We start from the raw sequence: 19,198 nt of genomic DNA, 5'->3' as shown, positions 1-19,198 counted from the left end.
TAGAGGCGTAGAGGGTCAGGGGCTCAGGGTGCCTTCGCCAGGATGTCCGTCACGTCGGCCAGGCCCTCGCGGGTCGCGACGAGGCGGCCCTGGCGGACCTGCTGGAAGGTGACCCGCGCGTTGACCAGGCGCGGGAAGCCGGCGGCCGCCGACAGGTGGGCGTAGCTCCAGCGCAGCGGCGGGGTGAGGCCGCCCGTCGTGACCTGCTTGCCCTTGTCGAGGGCGATCCGGACGGTCCGCGCGGACACCTCGCCGTCGCCGAGGCCCTCGATGACCTGCTGGAGGACGGTGTACGCGATCCAGGTCGTCTGCACGCCCGCGTCCGCCGGGTCGATCCGGTTGTCCCCGAACGCCTGCTCGTTGATGGTCTCGCGCATCGGACTCCAGCGCGCGTCGTCGGCCGCCGGGTACCAGCCGGTGACGTACGCGCCCTCGTACGGGCTCTTCGCGCCGCCCGTGCGGTTGATGACCGACTGGTCGACGCTGCCGAGGACCGTCGCCGTGCGCACCGCGGGAAAGTCGGAGCGCAGCCGCCGGAACGAGTCGAAGAACGTGTCCGTACGGTCCCCGAGCGCGGCGGCGACGCAGCCCTCGCCGGTGGGGTCGCCGCTCGCGGTGGCCAGCGCCTCGCGCGCCTCGTCGCCGTAGCCGGTGGCGTCCTCGGCGGCGCGCAGGTCGTGCGCGGCGGGCCGGTCGCGCAGCGCGAGGCCGGTGCTGAGCAGCGCGGCGAGGCCGTCGCCCGTGATGGTGTCGGGGCGGACCAGGACGGTGCGGCCGCAGTCGGCGGCGAGCTGCTCGCCGTTGCCCGCGAGGAGGGCCGCCTGGCCGCCGTTGACCGGGTAGGACAGCGGGCTGGTGAACTCCGCGTCGCTCACCCCGTAGCCGCCGAGGTACGGGATGCCCGCGGATTCGAGCGGTGAGAGGAACGCGCGGCCGTGCTGGCTGTAGGAGCCGACGACGGCGACGACGTGCTGCTCGACGGCGGAGCGGGCGCACTTCGCGGCGGCCACGCTGTCGTTCTGGTCGTTGCAGGTGAGGACCTTCAGCTCGCGGCCGCCGATGCCGCCGTGGGCGTTGACCCGGCGCGCGTACGCCTGCGCCATGGCGGGCATGCCGGGCATGTTCGTCGCGGCGGTCCGCTCCGGGGCCCAGGTCATCACGGTGATCGTGTCGTCCTCGGCGGACGCGGCGGTCCCGGGGACCAGTCCACAGCCGGCGACCAGGGCCGCGCCCGTGGCGAGGGCGGCGAGGCGGAAGAGGTTCTTGAGCGTGGTGTGACGCCGACCGGTCATGGACCCGCACGATTCCCCCGCATTTCTAACCACCGAGTGACCCGTGGTCAACACATGGTGACGCGGCGGTGAATTACGGGGGGCGGTCGGGGTCCGCGCGCGTGGGACGTACGATCGATGACCGTGCAAAGCTCGGAGAAGTCTTCCCGTCGCGGCCGTCGCTCATCGAAAATGGACGGCATGCCACTCAACGACATGCCGTGGTGGCGCTGGCGCAGCAATGTGCGCTCCGCGCTGCACATGCTCTCCGACCCGTCGTTCCAGCGCGACGTCTGGCTGGCGGGTGTGGACGGATACGGAGACGTGACGGACGCCGTGTACCGCCTCGTCGAGGACACCTGGCTGGACAACTGGTCCGCCGAGAAGTACGTCGGCACGGTCTTCCGGGACTCGCAGGAGGCGGCCCTCGTCGACACGGCCGTGCTGCGCGTGCTGCGGATCATGCACCAGGTCGGGCCCGACGCGCCGGTCTCCGCCTACCTCGACGACCCCGGATGGCCGGACGCCGTCCGCTCCGCGCGCGACGCGCACGTACGGCTCGCCACGAGCGACGAGGAGGACCCGGACACGGCGCCGCACACCCTCGAGGTGCTGCGGATCATGACGCGGGTCGCGTAGGACGGGCGGCGGGCGCGCAGGTCCTCACCGCTTGAATGGAGCGAGCGGAGAGTGATGTGCGAACCTTTTCGCATGAACTCGTCCGCGCCTGTCGCCACCGGCCCCGAGCAGTACGTCCTCACCCTCTCCTGCCCCGACAAGCAGGGCATCGTGCACGCCGTGTCGAGCTACCTCTTCATGACCGGCTGCAACATCGAGGACAGCCAGCAGTTCGGTGACCATGACACCGGGCTGTTCTTCATGCGCGTCCACTTCAGCGCGGACGCCCCGGTCACCGTCGAGAAGCTGCGGGCCAGCTTCGCCGCGATCGGGGACTCCTTCCGGATGGACTGGCAGATCCACCGGGCCTCCGACCGGATGAAGGTCGTCCTCATGGTCAGCAAGTTCGGGCACTGCCTGAACGACCTCCTCTTCCGGGCCCGGATCGGCGCGCTGCCCGTCGACATCGCTGCGGTCGTCTCCAACCACACGGAGTTCCGCGAGCTCGTCGCCTCGTACGACATCCCCTTCCACCACATCCCGGTCACCAAGGACACCAAGGCCGAGGCCGAACAGCAGGTCCTCGATCTGGTGCGGGACGAGGGGGTCGAGCTCGTCGTGCTCGCGCGGTACATGCAGGTGCTCTCGGACGATCTGTGCAAGCAGCTCAGCGGGCGGATCATCAACATCCACCACTCGTTCCTGCCGAGCTTCAAGGGGGCGAAGCCGTATCACCAGGCGCATGCGCGGGGTGTGAAGCTCATCGGGGCGACCGCGCACTATGTCACGGCGGATCTTGACGAGGGGCCGATCATCGAGCAGGAGGTCGAGCGGGTCGGGCATGACGTCACGCCGGATCAGCTGGTGGCGATCGGGCGGGACGTCGAGTGCCAGGCGCTGGCGCGGGCCGTCAAGTGGCATGCGGAGCGGCGCATCCTCCTGAACGGGCGGCGCACCGTGGTGTTCGCGTAGGTCCGTACGCGGCCGTGGCTCACGTCGTGGCTGGTCGCGCAGTTCCCCGCGCCCCTGGAACGCGCACTTCGTGCGGCATTCCCCCCTGTTCTCGGGTGCGGCGCCGTCGTGGCTGGTCGCGCAGTTCCCCGCGCCCCTGGAGCATGCGGCTCCGCCGCAGCCCCAGGGGCGCTGAGACGGCGCACGCAGTGCGCGTCTCAGGGGCGCGGGGAACTGCGCGAGCAACCATGACGGCGCCGCGCGCGAAGCCGGTCACAGGCGGCTCAGGGAGGCCGTTGCCGAGAGGACGTCCCTGATTGCCTGGCGGTCGCCCACCTGGCCCGCTGCTGCCTCGTCCGGGGACACATGGCCCGCGGCCAGGCGGCAGAACTCGACGCCGTCCAGGGCGACGTGGGCCACTTCGCGGCCCGGGACGTCCCCGTCGAGGGCGATCAGCCATTCACCGCCACCCGCACCCTCGATCTCGAGCCGGACATTGCGCCCGCCCCCGCCGGAGGCACCGCGCGCGGCCAAAGACCCGGGAAGCATCCGCGCCGCAAGGTCGATCATGCGGTTGAGGTGGCGCGGGGCGGGCGGCTCGTACGGGTAGTCGACCGCGTCGGCGATGTCACCGGCGTGGATCCAGCACTCGAAGGCCCGGTCGATCATGGCGTCGCGCAGGGCGAGGTCGAAGTCGCCGTAGGGGACGGGCAGACCGCCGGAGCCACCGGTGCCGGACCCGGCGAAGGAGACGGTGCGGATCAACGCGTGGGACTGGTCCCGCCAGGGGCCGCGGACGGTACGGGTGGGCGGGGCGGAAGCCGCCTTCCAGTGCGCCTCCGTACGGGCGGCGGGCCCGAGCCCGTCCAGGGCGGTGGCGGCGCCCGGGTACGGGTCGTCGAGGCCGAGGGCCCGGGCGACCAGGCCGTCGACGCTGGTGAGGTGGGCGATCACCCCGGCGACCGTGGTGCGGCGGCTGACCTGCTCGTCGTGCTCGTACCAGCGCAGCCGCACCGGCGCGTGCCACTCGCTGTCGCCGATGTCCTTGAGGAGCGCGTCGAGGCGGGCGGTCTCGGCGTCGTACGGCGTGGCCCAGTCGGGGACCGGGATGCGCGCGGGGCGCCGGCTGAGGCAGCTCTCCAGGACGCGGGAGCGCAGCATCGGGTCGAGGTCGAGGGACTCCTCGGCGTGCAGCAGCCCGACCGCGTCGCGCAGCCGCAGCGCTTCTTCGGCGCAGTCGCCGCAGTCCTCCAGATGGAGGTCGACGGCCGCGGCCTCCTCGGGCGAGCAGGCGGCGAGGGCCCACGCGCCGAGCAGGGACTTGAGGACGCGGTGCTCGAGCACGAGGGGTTCCACCGCCGGTAGGTCGGGGAGGGGCCCGCGGTCCTCGACGGAGACGCGCGGGACCGGTATGCGGAGCGCGTCCGCGGCGCCGTACTGTCCGCGGTCCGGCTCGTCGTCGAAGGGGCCGGAGCGGCCGGGACCGTGCGGCCCGCTCATGCCGGCCTCCCGTACCGGTCCGGTGGCGTACCGCTGTCGTGCGCCGTGGACAGCAGCTGCAGTCCGAGGCGGAGGCGGCGGCGCGCCTCGTCCTCGGTGACGCCGAGGTCGGCGGCGGTCTGGCGGTAGTCGCGGCGCTGGAAGTACGCGAGCTCCAGAGCGGCGCGCAGCGGGGCGGGCATCGATGTCACGATGTAGTCGGCGCGGGCCGCCGCGGAGGCCTGGCGGACCTTGCGCTCCAGGTCCTCGGTGGTGCCGAGGCCGGTGCGGACCAGGGCGGCGGACTCGGTCTGGCGCAGCAGCTGGACGGCCTGGTGGTGGGCGAGCGTGGCGATGAAGGAGCGCAGCGGGCCGCGCTTGGGCTCGTACGCCTCGGGGTTCTCCCAGATCCGGGCGAAGACCTCGCGGGTTATCCGGTCGGCCGCCTCCTCGTCCTCCAGGACGCGGTGGGCGAGGCCGTGCACCAGGGACGCGAACCGGTCGTACAGCTCGCCGAGCGCGGCGGCCTCGCCGTGCGCGAGGCGCTGCTGCATCCTCCGGTCCCAGCGGGACGGAGTGTCCTTGGGCATGGGGCCCCCTCACCGACCGCCCGTACTCCTGGAATGCTGAACTGAATGCTGCACTGCACTTTGAACTGCTTGACGCTGAACTGCTTGCCTTAATAGTCGAATGTAGTCCGCGGCGCCGACAACGCACGCTCCTTTGCCGCATTGCGCGTCGTGGGACGCTGGTGGGTGGTAAGGAACCGGGTGCGCCGGGTGTTTCGGCGGGCTGCGGGCCGGGCAGCCGCGCAGTGCAAACGTAATGAGCAGTTCCGGTTCGGTGGTGGTGCGAGAGGAGGCGTGGCGCGTGACGCTCAGCGTGAGCGAGACAGGACGGGGCGGGTGGGCCGTCGTGCGGGTGTCGGGCGAGATGGATCTCGTGACCTCACCGGCGCTGCGCCAGCGGGTCCACGAAGCGGTCGCCGACGGCCGCCGCAGCCTCGTGCTCGACCTCTCCGACGTCCTGTTCTGCGATTCCAGCGGGGTCAGTGTCCTCGTCGCCGCCCGTCGGCTGATGCGCTCCTGCCAGGGCAGGCTGCGCCTGATACTCCCGGCGCAGGGCGCGGTCGACGGCTCGCACGTGAACCGTGTCCTCGGCGCCCTCGGCGTCCGACGCCTCTTCGAGTGCTACCCGGACGTCGCGGCGGCGGTGGACGACGAGGCGGAGCCGATGTCGGCCTGACCCGGCCCGGCGTGCCCGGTCCGACGTACGCTCCCTGGTGACAGGCCCCATGATCCAGGACCAGCGATGTGAGAGGCGGCTCAAGCGCATGGACGAGCGGAGGATCGCGGACCGGTTCGCCGGCTTCGACCAGGACGGCAACGGCTACATCGACCGCGAGGACTTCTACGTCGCGGCGAAGGCGGTGCTCGCCGAGTTCGGAACGACGGCCCGCTGCGACAAGGGCCAGGAGCTGTTCGCCGGAGCGGAGGCGTTCTGGCAGGGCATGGCCGGGATCGCGGACGTGGACGGGGACCAGCGGGTCACCCGGGGCGAGTTCGTCACCGGGGCCGTGAAGCGGCTGCGGGACAGCCCGGAGCGGTTCGCGGAGATCGCGCGGCCGTTCCTGCGGGCCGTCATCGCGATCGCCGACCCGGACGGCGCGGATGTCGGCGCGGACGCGGCGCGGCGCGTGCTGAAGGCGCTGGGCGTCGCGGAGGAGACCGCCGCCACGGCCGTCACCGCGCTCGACGCGGACGGTGACGGACGGATCTCCGAGGACGAGGTCGTCCAGGGCTTCGCCCGGTACTTCACCGTTCCGGAGTGACCTCCCGGCCCTCCCCGCGCGCGTACCGCTCGCGCAGTTTGTACTTGAGGACCTTGCGGAGCGTCTCGTTGCGGGGGAGGGCGTCGAGCACCTCCAGCTGTTCCGGCAGCTTGAACGTGGACAGGCCCCGATCGCGCAAGTACGTCGCGATCGCGGCCAGCGACAATGCCCCGGCGCCCGGCCGGAGTTCGAGGACGGCGCAGACCCGTTCCCCGCGCTCCGCGTCGGGCAGGCCGACGACCGCCGCGTCCTGCACGGCCGGGTGCTGGTGCAGCAGGTCCTCGATCTCCTTGGCGGAGATGTTCTCGCCCTTGCGGATGATGATGTCCTTGGCCCGGCCGGTGAGGACGAGGTGGCCGGTGGGCAGGACATGGCCCAGGTCGCCGGTGACGAGGAAGCCTTCCTCGTCGAAGGCGTCCGTGTTCTGGCGCGGGTCCAGATAGCCCTGGCAGACCGCCTCCCCGCGCAGCCGGACCGCGCCGTCGACCCCGGCCGGGACCTCCTTGCCCGCCTCGTCCACGACGCGGATCTCCATGCCCTCGGGCGGGCGGCCCTCCGTCGTCGCCAGGTGGTGCGCCGTGTCGTCCGGCGCCCCCATCGTGACCATCGGGACCTCGGTCATCCCGTAGCCGTGCGTGAGCTGGACGCCCATCTCCCGCACCACGGAGTGGTAGATCTCGGGCGGCTTGGGCGCGCCGCCGCCCGCCAGGAGACGCAGCGTCGGAATCAGCTTCCGGCCGGGATCCTTGCGTTGTTCGGTGAGGAACATCGAGTAGAACGCCGTCGAGCCGCCCGCGACCGTGACGCCGTGGCGTCGATACTCCGACAGCGCGTCCGGCAGCGCGAACTGCTCGAACATCACCGCCGGGAACCCGTACAGGAGCAGCATCACCGTGTAGTCGGGGCCCGCGATGTGCGCGTAGGGGAAGGCCATCGAGCCGACGTCCGAGGCGGACAGGCGCAGCGCGTGCGCGAGGCAGGAGCCGCCCGCGATCAGGGAGCGGTCGGTGTGCAGGACGCCTTTGGGGTCGGAGGTGGTGCCGGAGGTCCAGTAGATCCAGCGGACCGTGGTGCCGGAGGCGGGCGGGGCGGGCAGGACGGAGGGGTCGGCCTCGGGCAGGTTCTCGTACGCCTCGAAGACGCCGCGCGCGCCGAGTCCGCGCGCCATCTCCGTGTGGTCGAAGCCGCGCCACACCCCCGGGGAGGCGAAGAAGCCGGCCTTCGACTCCCGTAGCGCGAAGCCGACCTCGCGGTCCCGGTAGAACGGGATGACGGGCGTCTGGACGGCGCCGATGCGCGCCAGCGCGAAGGAGAGCAGGGCCGTCTCGATGCGGGTCGGCAGCTGCCAGGCGACGACCGTGCCGGGACGGACGCCGAGGCCGTGCAGCCCCGCCGCCACGCGCTCGGAGCGGTCCCGCAGCTCGCCGAAGGTCAGGGTCCGGTCGCCCTGGAGCAGGACCGGGTGGTCGGGGGTGCGCGCGGCGCGGCGTTCGACCAGCTCCCAGAGGGTGCGGGAGGTGGCCAGGGCGTGTGCGGTGTCGTGCGTCATGGCGTGACCCCCAAGGAGTGACCGACGCCCCGGGTACGACAACTGACGGAGCGTCAGAATTAGGCCCGAGCGTAGGACCGCGCTCCTTGTCGGTCCAGGGGTGCGGGGCTAGCCTGCACCTGACGGGGCATCAGGTCCGACACCCGGTGCCGTAGAGGGGCTCAGTGATCAGTGATCACGACGGAACCGCCGCGCTCACGTTCGAGCGCGACATCGCGGCCGTCGGCCTCGACCTGGAAGAAATGACCCTGGAGGGGGCGACGAGACCGTGTACAAGCCGATGCGGGGGAACGCCATGCGCACTCCGGCTCTGGCTCTGGCTCTCGGCCGGGGCGAGTAGGCCCGTCGTCCATGGACCTCACCTACACCGATGAGGAAGAGGCGTTCCGGGTGCGGCTGCGGGAGTGGCTGGGGCGTGTGCTGCCCGGCCTTCCCGCCAAGCCGTCGCCCGGGGACTGGCCCGGACGGCGCGCCTACGACACCGGGTGGCAGCGCCGGCTGCACGACGCCGGGTACGGCGATGTCCACTGGGACGCCTCGCCGACCGTCCGGCTGATCTTCCTGGAGGAGACGGAGAAGGCGGGCGCGCCGTACGTGGGCGCCAACTTCGTCGGCCTGCTGCACGCCGGGCCGACCGTCGCCGCCGAGGGCAGCGAGGCCCAGCGGGCGCGGTGGCTCGGCCCCATCCTGCGCGGGGAGGACGTCTGGTGCCAGGGGTTCAGTGAGCCGGACGCCGGTTCCGACCTCGCCGCCCTGCGTACGCGCGCGGTGCGCGACGGCGACACGTACGTCGTCAACGGCTCCAAGATCTGGACCTCCCACGCCGAGGTCGCCGACTGGTGCGAGCTGCTCGTGCGCACCGACCCGGACGCGCCCAAACACCGCGGCATCTCCTGGCTGGCCATGCCGATGGACGCGCCCGGGATCACCGTGCGGCCGCTGCGGACGCTCGCCGGGTCCACGGAGTTCGCGGAGATGTTCCTCGACGACGTACGGGTGCCCGTCGGCAACCGGGTCGGAGACGAGAACGACGGGTGGCGCGTCACGATGGTGACCCTGTCGTTCGAGCGCGGGACGGCGTTCGTGGGGGAGGTCGTCGCCTGCCGGCGGGTCCTTGGCGAGCTGGCCGCCCATGCCCGGAAGAGCGGGCGGTGGGACGATGGCGTGCTGCGGCGTGAACTCGCCCTGCTGAGCGCGGAGTTCGGGGCCCTGTGGCGGCTCACCCAGTGGAACGTGAGCGAGGCGCAGGCCGGCGGGGGTGTGCCGGGCGTCGGCGGGTCCGTCTTCAAGCTGCGGTACTCGCATGCGCGGCAGCGGCTGTACGAGGTGGCCGCCGGGGTGCTCGGGGGTGCCGCCGCGTTGGACGTCGGGCAGGAGTGGACGCTCGACCGGCTGTCGTCGCTGTCGTACACCATCGCCGCCGGGACGTCGCAGATCCAGCGGAACATCGTCGCCGAGCGCATTCTCGGGCTGCCCAAGGGGCCGGTGGCCGGGGGAGGGGGCTGACGTGGACTTCCGGCTGTCGGCCGAGCAGGTCGACTTGCGGAACGGGATGCGGGGGCTGCTCGCACGGCGGTTCGGGCGGGACGCTCTGCGCAGGACGGTGGAGCGGCCCGTACTCGACCGTGCTCTGTGGCGGGAGCTCGGCGCGGCGGGGCTGTTCTCGCTCTGCCTGCCCGAGGCGGAGGGCGGCACCGGGCTCGGCCTTCCCGAGGCCGTCGTGGTGTTCGAGGAGTGTGGGCGGGCGCTGCTGCCGGGCCCGGTCGTGGCCACGTTCCTCGCCGCCGGGGAGGTGGCGGGGGCGGCTCGGGGGGAGGTGGTGGTGACGGAGGCCAGTGGGGGGCTTGTGCCGTGGAGGGGGGCGGCCGATGTGGTGCGGGGGGACGGCGGTGCGGGGGGCGTTCCGATCGCATCGGTTGATCCGCTCACGCCGTTGCATGTCGTGTCCCGCGACCAGCTCCCGGTCCCGGGCGGGAGGCGGCTCCTGTACGCCGCCGAGCAGCTCGGGTCCGCGGGACGGACCCTGGACATGGCCGTACAACACGCCCGGCAGCGCCAGCAGTTCGGCCGGCCCGTCGGAGCGTTCCAGGCAATAAAACACCTGTGCGCCGACATGCTCGTACGGGTCGAGCTGGCCCGCGTCGCCGTCTACGCCGCCGCCGTCACCCGGGACCCCGTCGAGATCGCCGCGGCCGGACTGCTCGCCGACGAGGCCGCCGTGCGGGGCGCCCGCGACTGTCTCCAGGTGCACGGCGGCATGGGCTTCACCTGGGAAGCCGACGTCCATCTGCATCTGAAGCGGGCCTGGGTGCGCGCGGAGTTGGGCGGCGGCGCGCGGGCCGCCGAGGAGACGCTCGCCGCCGCCCTGTGCACGCCTTGAGGAGGGGTGTACGGACAGTGACCGTGCGTCGATATCGGGTTGTGTCCTTCGGGAGGCTCGTCACGGCGCGGAGTCGGCCGTCGGCTCGGGTACCTTGTGGCAGATGCGAGTGGTGCGGAACCCCGGCGAAGGTGTCGGTGTCGCCTCAGAGGCGGCTCCGGGACCAGGGATGTGTGCCGCTCGCAGCGCAGGACGGAGCCGCATGCCCGCCTGTTCGACCCCCCGCGAGACGCGTCGCACAGTATGCCGCACGCGTACTCCTTCGTGCTGGAATATGCCCGAAGCGCTTGTTGGGGTGACTGTACGTCAACCATGCTGTGCAGTAACGGGATCACGGACTGTGATCCTCGGCAGTGTCCAGGATGGTCAGTGGCGCGAGGCAGAACTCCAACGGTCCCGCCGGATTCGGATGGTGTGAGCGGTGCAGGTGCTTCAGGTTCAGTTGGATGTCGGGGCGGACCCCGCGGAAGTGGGACGGGCCCGCAGGTGGGTGCGGTCCCGCCTCGCCGGTTCCGGGATACAGGACGACGAGCCGCTGGCCGAGACGCTGATCCTGCTCGTCTCCGAACTGGTCACCAACGCCGTCGTGCACACCGGCCGGCCCGCCGTCCTTCGCATGGTGCTGCCCGGCGTCCAGGAGCAGTGTCCCGGCACCGTCCGCGTCGAGGTCGCCGACGCCAGCGCCCGGCCGCCCCTGCCCCGGCACGCGGACCGCGAGGAGACCAACGGACGGGGTCTGGAGCTCGTCGAAGGGCTGGCCGACCGGTGGGGCTGGCGGTCCGAGGGCGGCGGCAAAGCCATCTGGTGCGAGCTCGATCGGTGTGCGGGGGCCGTCGTCGGTGGCGTGGGTGCCTATGGCGGGGCGGCGTTCGAGGCCGTCTGACCGGGTGCGGTGGCCCGGGGCGGTGTCGTGTGCGCCGGGTCCGCCCCCTTGCCGTGCTTCTGTGCGCGGTCGGAGGATTGGCGCATTAACCGCAAATACCCGGACGGGTGTTGACGTCGAGTGTCCGTTTAATCACGCTTATGGTCAGCGATTCGCTGCGAGGGGACGTCGAGGGCCCTTGTGACGGGGGCCCTCGGCGAAGTTCGGGTCGTGCATGCCGTGGAGGTGCTCTGGCGCGGTCTCAGAGCACCGCCACCGGGGCCATCGGGGTGCCGGTCGCGCCCTTGAACGGCTCCGGCATCGCCGAGAGGAAGAACGCGTAGCGGTTCTCTTCTCCACAGGCTGTGGACAGACTTTCCAGGTTCCAGTTCTGGCCCTGCACCATCCCCATCTCGACGAGGTGGAGCGCGTGCACCGGGAGCCACAGGTTCTCGATCTCCGGCGGGAAGATCTCGAAGGTCAGGGTGTCGTTCGCGACCGCCGCCACGTCGCGGGCGTGGAACCACTCCGGGGTGCGGACCGACAGGCCCGGTGACGGGTAGGCGTAGCCGTGCTTGTCGCCGGACAGGTACACCTGGATCTGGCCCGTGCGGACCAGCACGATGTCGCCCGCGCGGACCGTCACCCGGCCGAACTCCGCCGCCTCGTCCAGGTCTTCGGGCGTCACCGCGTGGTCGCCCGGGAGGCGGTCCAGGCCCTTCGCCGCCGCCACGTCGAGGAGCACGCCTCGTGAGACGACGCACCCGGCCTTGTCGATGCCGCTGAACTCCGCGCCGCCGTGCGCCGTGATCGTGTCCGCCGGGCGGCCGTTGTAGAGGTGGCCCGAGTGCGAGACGTGGGGCAGCGCGTCCCAGTGCGTCGCCGCCTGCAGCCCCATCGTCACCGAGTCGTCGCTGGTCGCGACCGTGTCCGGGCCGAAGATCTGCTGGTTGATCTGGACCATCGTGTGGTGCGGGTTGATCCGGCCCGGGATCAGCCCCGACTGGACGCCGCCCTCCTCGAGGGGGAGGGCCAGGGGGACCCTGCGGCCTGTGCGGATCTCTGCCGCCGCTTGGAGGACCGTGCTGTCCGTGATCAGGTTCAGGGTTCCCTTCTCGTCGGCCCCTCCCCAACGGCCCCAGTTGTTCACGCGCTTCGCGATCTCGTGGAACTCGGCGGGCAGTGGCATCGAAGGCCTCCCGGGTCTTGTGTACCCGTATCTGACGGGCCGTAGAATCTGGACCGTCGGTAAACCTAACGGGCCGTCAGAAACGGCGGGAAGGGGACGGACGTGGGGAACTTCCTGGCCGGCAAGGTCATCGCCGTGACGGGCGCCGGGCGTGGCATCGGGCGGGCGGTCGCGCTCGCGTGTGCCGCGGAGGGGGCGAGAACAGTCGTCAACGACTACGGGGTCAGCGTGGAAGGGGCCGAGCCCACCTCCGATGTCGCGGCGGGGGTCGTCAAGGAGATCGAGGCGGCGGGTGGGGTCGCCGTCGCCGTTGCCGACGACGTATCCACGATGGGTGGTGGACAGCGTGTTGTCGATGTGGCGGTTCAGGAGTTCGGGCGGATCGACGGGGTTGTCTGTGTTGCCGGGATCTTGCGGGAGCGGATGCTTTTCAATATGTCCGAAGAGGAGTGGGATCCCGTTGTCGCCACTCATCTGAAGGGCACCTTCACTGTTTTCCGGGCTGCTTCGGCTGTCATGCGGAAGCAGGGCGGGGGTGTGCTGGTGGGGTTCACCAGCGGCAATCATCAAGGCTCCGTTGCCCAGGCCAATTACAGCGCCGCGAAAGGCGGGATCATCTCGTTGGTGCGCAGCGCTGCTCTGGGGTTGCACAAGTACGGGGTGCTGGCCAATGCGGTCGCGCCTGTTGCCCGTACGCGGATGTCGGCCAATGTTCCCGTGGAGTTGAAGGAGATCGGGGAGCCTGAGGATGTTGCCGCGTTCGTCGTTTATCTGCTGAGCGACCCGGCTCGGGAGGCCGGGATCACCGGGCAGGTCTACACCGTTGCCGGGCCGAAGATCGCTGTGTGGGCTCAGCCCCGGGAGCTGCGGGCCGTTTACGCGGACGGGAAATGGACTCCCGAGCGGATCGCCGAGATTCTGCCGTCGGCCGTGGGGAGCGATCCTATGCCGATGCTCGCGGAGGTGGAGGAGATGGCTCGGGCCGCCGGGGCCGGAGAGCGGCCCAATCAGTGAGGGGCGGGGTGGTGGGGTGTGGAGTTCCGTTTCGGGGATGAGGACGCCGGCTTTCGGGGGGAGGCCGCGGAGTGGCTTGGCTCGCGCCTTGGGGGAGCGGCCTTCGCCGGGGTTGTCGGGCGGGGCGGGCCCGGTGAGGAGCATGTGTGCGTCGCGGAGCGGAGGGAGTGGGAGCGGGAGCTCGGGCGGGGTGGGTGGATCGGGCTCGGGTGGGGGAGGGAGGGGTTCGGGAATCGGGTGGGGAGTCCGACTCGGCAGGTCGTCTGGGCCGAGGAGTACGCGCGGGCCCGGGCGCCCGGGCGGTGCGGGCATATCGGGGAGAATCTGCTGGCGCCTACGTTGCTGGCCCATGGAAGTGAGCCGCAGATGCAGCGGTTTCTCCCTGGTATCGCGCGGGGGGAGGAGCTGTGGTGCCAGGGGTACAGCGAGCCCGGGGCCGGGTCCGACCTCGCTTCGGTGCGGACCGCTGCCGTGCGGGGGCCGGACGGGCGGTGGAGAGTCAGCGGGCAGAAGGTGTGGACTTCGCTCGCGCGCGAAGCCGACTGGTGTTTTGTGCTCGCCCGTACGGAGGCCGGGTCCCGGCGCCACCGGGGGCTGTCCTTTCTGCTTGTTCCCATGGATCAGCCCGGGCTGATCGATGTGCGGCCCATTCGGCAGATCACCGGGGTCTGTGAGTTCAACGAGGTCTTCTTCGACGGGGCCGTTGCCGAGGACGTTGTGGGGGAAGTGGGGGGCGGGTGGCCCGTCGCCATGGGGCTGCTCGGGGTCGAGCGGGGGGTTTCCCTGCTCGCGCAGCAGGTCGGGTTCGAGGAGGAGTTGCGGCGGGTTGTCCGGGTGGCTGTCGAAAGCGGGGTCGTCGAGGATTCCGTGGTGGGTGGGGAGTGCGTGCGGTTGTGGAGTGAGCTGCGGGTCATGCGGTGGAACTCGTTGCGGATGCTGGGCGGAGGGGTTGTTGAGGGGGGCTCCAGTGTTTCCAAGCTGCTCTGGGGGCGGTGGCACCAGCGGCTTGGGGAGCTCGCTCTTCGGGTTCAGGGGGCCGCGGGGGGTGTTTCGGCTCTTGATTGGTCTGTTGAGAAGCCCTATGAGCTCGGGGAGGCGCAGCGGCTTTTTCTCTTCAGTCGCGCCGACACCATTTATGGCGGGTCCGACGAAATCCAGCGCACCATCATCGCCGAGCGGGTGCTCGGTCTGCCCAGGGAGGCGTAGCCGTGAAGGGTGTCCTGTTCGACGGGCGGCGGGTTCATGTGGTGCACGACCTCGAGGTGCGGGAGCCTCTGGCGGGGGAGGTGCTGGTCCGGGTCGTCGCGGCCGGGCTCTGCCACTCCGACCTGAGCGTCGTCGACGGGACGATTCCGTTTCCTCGGCCTGTCGTGCTCGGGCATGAGGGGGCCGGGGTCGTCGAGGCGGTGGGGGGCGGCGTCACGCATGTGGGGGTGGGGGACCATGTCGCCCTCTCCACGCTCGCCAACTGCGGGACCTGCGGCGAATGCGACCGGGGGCGGCCCACCATGTGCCGGAAGGCGATCGGGGCGCCGGGGCAGCCGTTCTCGCGGGGCGGGGAGGGCGTCTATCAGTTCGCCTCCAACTCCGCCTTCGCCGAGCGGACCGTGGTCAAAGCCGTGCAGGCGGTAAAGATCCCCAAGGAGATTCCGCTGACCTCCGCCGCGTTGATCGGGTGCGGGGTGCTGACCGGGGTGGGGGCCGTGCTGAACCGGGCGCGGGTCGACCGGGGGGACTCCGTCGTCGTCATCGGGGCGGGGGGCGTAGGGCTCAACGTTCTGCAAGGGGCCCGGATCGCCGGGGCGTTGAGGGTGGTGGCCGTTGACTCCAACCCGGGGAAGGAAGACGTTGCCCGGCAGTTCGGGGCCACTGATTTTCTGAGCGATGTGGGGGACGTCCGGGGTGTCCTGGCGGACGGGGCCGATCACGTCTTCGAGTGTGTGGGGCGGGTCGAGCTCGTGCGGGCCGCCATCGACCTGCTCGATCGGCATGGACAGGCCGTGCTGCTCGGGATGCCGGCCGCTGACGCGGAGGCGTCGTTCGTGCCTGCCGCGTTGTTCCTCGACAAGTCGGTGCTCGGCTGCCGGTACGGGTCGTCCCGGCCGCAGCGGGACATCCGGCTGTACGCCGAGCTGTACCAGGAGGGGCGGCTGTTACTGGATGAGCTGGTCACCCGGGTCTATCCGGTCGAGGAGTTCGAGGCCGCTGTGGCGGATGCCCTGGGCGGGCGGGTTGCCCGGGGGGTTCTCACGTTCTGACGCGGGTTCCTCAGGCGTCTGTTGCCGCCCTGAACGTTCTGCGGTAGGTCGTCGGTGTCACTCCCAGCGCTGCTTGCAGGTGCTGGCGCATCGACTGGGCCGTGCCGAAGCCCGCGTCCCGGGCCACCTGGTCGATCGAGAGGGCCGATGTCTCCAGCAGGTGACGGGCCCGTTCCACGCGCTGTTGTGTGAGCCACTGGCCGGGGCTGATGCCGGCCTCCTCGCGGAAGCGGCGTGTGAACGTACGGACCGACATGGATTCCTGTGCCGCCATGTCGCGCAGCTGGATGGGGGCGTGGAGGTGGGCCAGGGCCCAGGCCCGGGCTCTCGTGGTGGTCGCCAGGCTCGGTTCCGGGACCGGGCGCCGGACGAACTGGGCCTGGCCGCCGTCTCTGTGCGGGGGGACCACTGTGCGGCGGGCCACATCGTTGGCCACGGCCGCTCCGTGGTCGCGGCGCACGATGTGGAGGCACAGGTCGATGCCCGCGGCTACTCCGGCGGAGGTCAGTACGTCGCCGTCGTCGATGAAGAGGACGTCCGGGTCGACCCGGACCGCGGGGAACATGCGCTGGAAGGCTGCCGCGTCCGCCCAGTGCGTCGTCGCCGGGCGGTTGTCCAGGTGGCCCGCCGCCGCCAGGACCCAGCTGCCCGTGCAGATCGACACCAGGCGCGTGCCCGGACGGATGCGGGCCATCGCCCTCTCGAGGTCCGGGGTCAGACGGCCCTCCTCGTAGACCTCGCCCAGTTCGTAGGAGGCCGGGATGACCACTGTGTCCGCCTCGGCCAGGGCCTCGGGGCCGTGTTCCAGGAGGATCGCGAAGTCCGCGTCCGTGCGCACCGGGCCCGGCGCGCGGACCGCGCAGGTGATGACGGAGTAGGCGGGGGCGCCGTTCTTCCTCGCGCGGCCGAAGATGCGTTGCGGGATGCCCAGTTCGAACGGGATCACTCCGTCCAGGGCCAGTACTGCTACACGGTGCATGGCCCGATCCTAGCGAAGGGTGGCACTCGGGCCACTGGATCGGGGGTGGGCGGTGGGGGAGCCTCTGTCCGTGACTACGCAGACGCAGCAGGGGCCTTCGGTCGGTCGGTCTTCCCTCGGGCGGCGGCGGCCCCATCGGGCCTGGTCCGTCGCCGCTGTCACCTTTGTGACGATCATCGGCGCCGCCGCCTTCGCCTCACTGCCCGGACTGCTCATCGAGCCCCTTCACGACGACTTCGGCTGGTCGCGCGGGACCATCGGGTTCGCCGTCTCCGTCAACCTCGCGTTGTACGGGGTCACCGCTCCGTTCGCCGCCGCTCTGATGGACCGGTTCGGAATCCGGCGGGTTGTCGCTCTCGCTCTTGTCGTCATCGCGGTCGGGTCGTTGCTGACCGTCTGGATGAGTGCGGCCTGGCAGCTTGTGTTGTATTGGGGGGTGCTCGTCGGGCTCGGCAGCGGGGCCATGGCCCTCGCGTTCGCCGCCACCGTCACCAATCGGTGGTTCGTCGCGCGGCGTGGGCTCGTCACCGGGTTGTTGACTGCCGCTGGTGCCTCCGGGCAGTTGATCTTCCTGCCTCTGCTGGCCTGGATCGTCGAGGAGCACCAGTGGCGGCCCGCCGCCGTCACTGTTGCGATCGCGGCTGTTTCCGTCGTGCCGTTCGTCTGGTTGTTCCTCCGGGATCATCCTGCTGATGCCGGCGTCGCGCCTTATGGGGCCGTTGAGTTCGTCGCCAAGCCCGCTCCGGTTTCCGGAGCCGCCCGGCGGGCCGTCACGGTGCTTCTCAAGGCAACTCGTACGGGGCCGTTCTGGCTGCTTGCCGGGACCTTCGCCATCTGCGGCGCCTCCACCAACGGGCTCGTCAAGACGCACTTCGTGCCCGCCGCTCACGATCACGGCATGCCGGTGCCCGCCGCCGCCTCGTTGCTCGCCGTCATCGGGGTCTTCGACATCGTCGGCACCGTCGCTTCCGGGTGGTTCACCGACCGGTTCGAGGCGCGGCGGCTGCTCGCCGGGTATTACGCCCTGCGGGGGATATCGCTGCTGTTCCTGCCGGTTCTTCTCGCGCCCAGCGTCCATCCGCCCATGGTGTTCTTCGTCGTCTTCTACGGGCTCGACTGGGTGGCCACCGTGCCGCCGACCATCGCCTTGTGCCGTGAGCATTATGGGGAGGACAGCGCCATCGTCTTCGGGTGGGTGCTCGCCTCTCATCAGGTGGGGGCCGCTGTCGTGGCTTTTCTCGGTGGGCTCGCGCGGGATGTCTTCGGGGCCTATGACGTCGTCTGGTACGCCGCCGGGGCGTTGTGTGCCGTTGCCGCTCTCATGTCGCTCGTCATCCGGCGGGGTGCGCTCGTCAGTCGCTGAGGCGCGTGAAGCGGCCCCGGTGGAAGAGGAGCGGGGTGCGGTCCTCCTCGTGCGTGCCCAGGGCCGTGACCCTGCCCACCACGATCAGGTGGTCGCCGCCCGTGTGGACCGCGTGGATCGCGCAGTCGATCCACGCCGCCGCCCCGTCGAGCCTCGGTGCGCCCGACACCGGGGCCGCGCTGTGGCCGACGCCCGCGTACTTGTCCGCCCCGCTGACGGCGAACGCCCTGCACAGCTCGTCCTGGTTCGCGCTCAGTACGTTGACGCAGAAGGCGCCGGCGCGGGCGATCCGCGGCCACGTCGTCGACGTACGCGCCACCATGAACGCCACCAGCGGCGGGTCCAGGGAGAGCGACGCGAAGGACTGGCAGGCGAAACCGGCCGGGCTCTCGTCGGGGAGCGCCGCCGTGATGATCGTGACGCCCGTCGCGAACGTGCCCAGGACCCGGCGGAACTCGGCCGGGTCCACCGGAGCGCGTTCGTCGTCGCCGACCGCTCGCAGGTCGGGGCGGGGGAGGGCGTCCACCGGGCCCGCCGTGGTGGGGGAGCCGACCGACCTGAGGTAGCGGACGACCGTGGCCGCCATGCCCGCGTGTCCCATCATGTGCAGCAGTAGAACTGACGGGGCATCAGATGGGAAGGGCCGTTGGGGGTAGAAGTTCAGTGGCCCCCGAAGCGCGGGGGGCGGCGCTCCCTGAAGCTCGCCACTCCCTCGTTCGCGTCGAGCGTGTTCATGTTCAGCTCCTGCGCCGCCGCCTCCGCGGCGAACGCCGTGGCCCGGTCCGTGGAGAGCGACGCGTCGACCAGCCGCTTGGTGAGGGACAGGGCGCGGGTCGGGCCCGTCGCCAGGCGCTCCGCCCACTCGCGTGCCCTCTTCGGCAGGTCCGCGTCCGGTACGACCCTGTTGACCAGGCCCATCCGTTCCGCCTCGGTGGCCGGTAGCGCGTCGCCGAAGAACATCAGCTCTTTTGTGCGCTGCGGGCCTATCAGGCGGGGGAGCAGGTAGGCGCCGCCGCCGTCGGGGACCAGGCCGCGGCGGACGAAGACCTCGATGAAGCGGGCCGACTCCGCCGCCAGGACCAGGTCGCAGGCGAGCGCCAGGTGCGCGCCCAGGCCGGCCGCCGTGCCGTTGACCGCCGCCAGCACCGGCTTCTCGCAGTCGAGCACCGCGGCGATCAGGCGCTGGGCTCCCTGGCGGATCGTGCGGGAGACGTCGCCCGTGACGCGTGGGGTGGTGGGTGGTGGTGTGTCGCGCAGGTCCGCGCCCGCGCAGAAGCCCTTTCCCGTCGCCGTCAGGACCACCGCGCGGACGGCGTGGGTCGCGGAGGCTTCCTCCAGTAGCTCTATGACGCGTTCGCGTTGGGTCCAGGTGACCGCGTTCATGACCTCCGGGCGGTTCAGCGTGATCCAGGAGACGTTGTTCTCCGTGGTGTGCAGTACCTGCGGGTCCATAC

19 protein-coding genes are annotated in these 19,198 nt (G+C 71.2%); 11 read left to right on the top strand and 8 right to left on the bottom strand.

The window, feature by feature from the left end; all coding sequences use genetic code 11:
- Window positions 1-23: 23 nt before the first annotated feature.
- A complete protein-coding gene (locus tag ACH4RC_RS33560) occupies window positions 24-1,292 on the bottom strand; it encodes an ABC transporter substrate-binding protein (protein WP_398207604.1) in 1,269 nt (422 codons plus the stop codon).
- Window positions 1,293-1,409: 117 nt separating this feature from the next.
- On the opposite strand from ACH4RC_RS33560, the gene ACH4RC_RS33555 reads away from it, so the two are divergent.
- Together ACH4RC_RS33555 and purU are read left to right on the top strand one after the other, a co-directional pair.
- Window positions 1,410-1,910, top strand: coding sequence for a hypothetical protein (locus ACH4RC_RS33555; RefSeq protein ID WP_398207602.1), 501 nt, complete (start codon window positions 1,410-1,412; stop codon window positions 1,908-1,910).
- A gap of 72 nt (window positions 1,911-1,982) precedes the next feature.
- Entirely contained in the window at window positions 1,983-2,861 is an 879-nt protein-coding gene (gene purU / locus ACH4RC_RS33550; RefSeq protein WP_398207600.1) for a formyltetrahydrofolate deformylase, read from the top strand.
- 252 nt (window positions 2,862-3,113) lie between these two features.
- Here purU and ACH4RC_RS33545 read toward each other — a convergent pair whose 3' ends face one another.
- Window positions 3,114-4,340 (bottom strand): maleylpyruvate isomerase N-terminal domain-containing protein, encoded by a 1,227-nt coding sequence (locus ACH4RC_RS33545; protein ID WP_398207599.1) that lies wholly within the window; start codon window positions 4,338-4,340, stop codon window positions 3,114-3,116.
- On the bottom strand, window positions 4,337-4,909 hold the full coding sequence (locus ACH4RC_RS33540; RefSeq protein ID WP_398207598.1) for a sigma-70 family RNA polymerase sigma factor: 573 nt from the start codon (window positions 4,907-4,909) through the stop codon (window positions 4,337-4,339). The genes ACH4RC_RS33545 and ACH4RC_RS33540 overlap by 4 nt, the downstream gene beginning before the upstream one ends.
- A gap of 280 nt (window positions 4,910-5,189) precedes the next feature.
- Between ACH4RC_RS33540 and ACH4RC_RS33535 the strand changes: the two genes are divergently transcribed.
- Both ACH4RC_RS33535 and ACH4RC_RS33530 read left to right on the top strand, forming a co-directional pair.
- The gene (locus ACH4RC_RS33535) at window positions 5,190-5,564 is read left to right on the top strand and encodes an STAS domain-containing protein (RefSeq protein ID WP_398207596.1); all 375 of its coding nucleotides are present in this window, start codon (window positions 5,190-5,192) and stop codon (window positions 5,562-5,564) included.
- Between the two features lie 88 nt (window positions 5,565-5,652).
- A complete protein-coding gene (locus ACH4RC_RS33530; protein ID WP_398207594.1) occupies window positions 5,653-6,150 on the top strand; it encodes an EF-hand domain-containing protein in 498 nt (165 codons plus the stop codon).
- Here ACH4RC_RS33530 and ACH4RC_RS33525 read toward each other — a convergent pair.
- The gene (locus tag ACH4RC_RS33525) at window positions 6,134-7,699 is read right to left on the bottom strand and encodes a class I adenylate-forming enzyme family protein (RefSeq protein WP_398207592.1); all 1,566 of its coding nucleotides are present in this window, start codon (window positions 7,697-7,699) and stop codon (window positions 6,134-6,136) included. The genes ACH4RC_RS33530 and ACH4RC_RS33525 overlap by 17 nt on opposite strands.
- Before the next feature lie 351 nt (window positions 7,700-8,050).
- On the opposite strand from ACH4RC_RS33525, the gene ACH4RC_RS33520 reads away from it, so the two are divergent.
- From ACH4RC_RS33520 to ACH4RC_RS33510, 3 genes are all read left to right on the top strand, one after another.
- Window positions 8,051-9,205: an acyl-CoA dehydrogenase family protein gene (locus ACH4RC_RS33520; RefSeq protein WP_398207590.1), complete on the top strand. Its 1,155-nt coding sequence runs from the start codon at window positions 8,051-8,053 to the stop codon at window positions 9,203-9,205.
- Window position 9,206: 1 nt separating this feature from the next.
- Complete coding sequence (locus tag ACH4RC_RS33515) at window positions 9,207-10,079, top strand: acyl-CoA dehydrogenase family protein (RefSeq protein WP_398207588.1); 873 nt, start codon at window positions 9,207-9,209, stop codon at window positions 10,077-10,079.
- Between the two features lie 421 nt (window positions 10,080-10,500).
- Window positions 10,501-10,962, top strand: coding sequence for an ATP-binding protein (locus ACH4RC_RS33510; protein ID WP_398207586.1), 462 nt, complete (start codon window positions 10,501-10,503; stop codon window positions 10,960-10,962).
- A gap of 241 nt (window positions 10,963-11,203) precedes the next feature.
- On the opposite strand, the gene ACH4RC_RS33505 is transcribed toward ACH4RC_RS33510, so the two are convergent.
- Complete coding sequence (locus tag ACH4RC_RS33505; protein WP_398207584.1) at window positions 11,204-12,130, bottom strand: cyclase family protein; 927 nt, start codon at window positions 12,128-12,130, stop codon at window positions 11,204-11,206.
- A gap of 102 nt (window positions 12,131-12,232) precedes the next feature.
- Here ACH4RC_RS33505 and ACH4RC_RS33500 point away from each other — a divergent pair, with 102 nt between their 5' ends.
- The 3 genes from ACH4RC_RS33500 to ACH4RC_RS33490 are packed head-to-tail and all read left to right on the top strand — an operon-like array spanning window position 12,233 to window position 15,402.
- Window positions 12,233-13,144, top strand: coding sequence for an SDR family oxidoreductase (locus ACH4RC_RS33500; RefSeq protein WP_398207581.1), 912 nt, complete (start codon window positions 12,233-12,235; stop codon window positions 13,142-13,144).
- Between the two features lie 18 nt (window positions 13,145-13,162).
- Complete coding sequence (locus ACH4RC_RS33495; RefSeq protein ID WP_398207579.1) at window positions 13,163-14,350, top strand: acyl-CoA dehydrogenase family protein; 1,188 nt, start codon at window positions 13,163-13,165, stop codon at window positions 14,348-14,350.
- A gap of 2 nt (window positions 14,351-14,352) precedes the next feature.
- Window positions 14,353-15,402, top strand: coding sequence for an alcohol dehydrogenase catalytic domain-containing protein (locus ACH4RC_RS33490; protein WP_398207577.1), 1,050 nt, complete (start codon window positions 14,353-14,355; stop codon window positions 15,400-15,402).
- A 10-nt stretch (window positions 15,403-15,412) separates the two neighbouring features.
- On the opposite strand, the gene ACH4RC_RS33485 is transcribed toward ACH4RC_RS33490, so the two are convergent.
- Complete coding sequence (locus tag ACH4RC_RS33485; RefSeq protein WP_398207575.1) at window positions 15,413-16,381, bottom strand: GlxA family transcriptional regulator; 969 nt, start codon at window positions 16,379-16,381, stop codon at window positions 15,413-15,415.
- 70 nt (window positions 16,382-16,451) lie between these two features.
- On the opposite strand from ACH4RC_RS33485, the gene ACH4RC_RS33480 reads away from it, so the two are divergent.
- Window positions 16,452-17,744, top strand: a complete 1,293-nt coding sequence (locus ACH4RC_RS33480) for an MFS transporter (protein ID WP_398207740.1) — start codon at window positions 16,452-16,454, stop codon at window positions 17,742-17,744.
- On the opposite strand, the gene ACH4RC_RS33475 is transcribed toward ACH4RC_RS33480, so the two are convergent.
- Together ACH4RC_RS33475 and ACH4RC_RS33470 are read right to left on the bottom strand one after the other, a co-directional pair.
- Window positions 17,734-18,345 carry a flavin reductase family protein gene (locus ACH4RC_RS33475; protein WP_398207738.1) on the bottom strand — a complete coding sequence of 204 codons (612 nt, stop codon included), beginning with the start codon at window positions 18,343-18,345 and terminating at the stop codon, window positions 17,734-17,736. The genes ACH4RC_RS33480 and ACH4RC_RS33475 overlap by 11 nt on opposite strands.
- 59 nt (window positions 18,346-18,404) lie before the next feature.
- Window positions 18,405-19,196 carry an enoyl-CoA hydratase/isomerase family protein gene (locus ACH4RC_RS33470; RefSeq protein ID WP_398207573.1) on the bottom strand — a complete coding sequence of 264 codons (792 nt, stop codon included), beginning with the start codon at window positions 19,194-19,196 and terminating at the stop codon, window positions 18,405-18,407.
- Window positions 19,197-19,198 lie beyond the last annotated feature (2 nt).

Origin of the sequence: Streptomyces sp. NPDC016845 (assembly GCF_044332585.1) — a bacterium.
Lineage (GTDB): Bacteria > Actinomycetota > Actinomycetes > Streptomycetales > Streptomycetaceae > Streptomyces.
Note: the sequence above shows the minus strand (reverse complement) of the source record. Positions and strands in the feature narration are given on the sequence as shown.

What these genes read in the sequence shown, in the direction of transcription:
- ACH4RC_RS33560 (WP_398207604.1), bottom strand. Translation starts at nt 1,292, where the DNA reads ATGACCGGTCGGCGTCACACCACGCTCAAGAACCTCTTCCGCCTCGCC.
- ACH4RC_RS33555 (WP_398207602.1), top strand. Translation starts at nt 1,410, where the DNA reads ATGACCGTGCAAAGCTCGGAGAAGTCTTCCCGTCGCGGCCGTCGCTCA.
- purU (WP_398207600.1), top strand. Translation starts at nt 1,983, where the DNA reads ATGAACTCGTCCGCGCCTGTCGCCACCGGCCCCGAGCAGTACGTCCTC.
- ACH4RC_RS33545 (WP_398207599.1), bottom strand. Translation starts at nt 4,340, where the DNA reads ATGAGCGGGCCGCACGGTCCCGGCCGCTCCGGCCCCTTCGACGACGAG.
- ACH4RC_RS33540 (WP_398207598.1), bottom strand. Translation starts at nt 4,909, where the DNA reads ATGCCCAAGGACACTCCGTCCCGCTGGGACCGGAGGATGCAGCAGCGC.
- ACH4RC_RS33530 (WP_398207594.1), top strand. Translation starts at nt 5,653, where the DNA reads ATGGACGAGCGGAGGATCGCGGACCGGTTCGCCGGCTTCGACCAGGAC.
- ACH4RC_RS33525 (WP_398207592.1), bottom strand. Translation starts at nt 7,699, where the DNA reads ATGACGCACGACACCGCACACGCCCTGGCCACCTCCCGCACCCTCTGG.
- ACH4RC_RS33520 (WP_398207590.1), top strand. Translation starts at nt 8,051, where the DNA reads ATGGACCTCACCTACACCGATGAGGAAGAGGCGTTCCGGGTGCGGCTG.
- ACH4RC_RS33505 (WP_398207584.1), bottom strand. Translation starts at nt 12,130, where the DNA reads ATGCCACTGCCCGCCGAGTTCCACGAGATCGCGAAGCGCGTGAACAAC.
- ACH4RC_RS33485 (WP_398207575.1), bottom strand. Translation starts at nt 16,381, where the DNA reads ATGCACCGTGTAGCAGTACTGGCCCTGGACGGAGTGATCCCGTTCGAA.
- ACH4RC_RS33475 (WP_398207738.1), bottom strand. Translation starts at nt 18,345, where the DNA reads ATGGGACACGCGGGCATGGCGGCCACGGTCGTCCGCTACCTCAGGTCG.
- ACH4RC_RS33470 (WP_398207573.1), bottom strand. Translation starts at nt 19,196, where the DNA reads ATGGACCCGCAGGTACTGCACACCACGGAGAACAACGTCTCCTGGATC.